The sequence below is a fragment of the Pseudomonas sp. IT-P258 genome, assembly GCF_949767825.1.
GTDB lineage: Bacteria > Pseudomonadota > Gammaproteobacteria > Pseudomonadales > Pseudomonadaceae > Aquipseudomonas > Aquipseudomonas monachiensis.
On record NZ_CATKPU010000097.1, the window covers coordinates 1 to 256 of the forward strand.

1 protein-coding gene is annotated in these 256 nt (G+C 65.6%); it reads left to right on the forward strand.

Translation table 11 applies throughout. From position 1 onward, the window contains the following. Positions 1-256: DUF5801 repeats-in-toxin domain-containing protein (locus ACM6G4_RS25970; RefSeq protein WP_414914892.1), on the forward strand; the 256-nt coding region annotated here is incomplete at both ends.

The following is a 256-nucleotide window of genomic DNA, read 5'->3' on the forward strand; positions in this document are numbered from 1 at the left end:
AATCCTGAACATCGGGCAGAACCTGGTGTTCAAGGATGACGGACCGAGCATCACCACCACCGGCGTGGAACCGACGCTGACGGTGGATGAAACGGTACTGGCGACCAACGATACCCAGAGCTTCGCCGCCAACTTCAACTCGGCGTTTGGCGCCGACGGGGCCGGTACCCTGACCTACGCGCTGGGCGTGGTGGCCGGGGCCTCCGGGCTGATCGACACGGCCTCGGGCCAGGCGGTGAACCTGTCGCTCAACGGC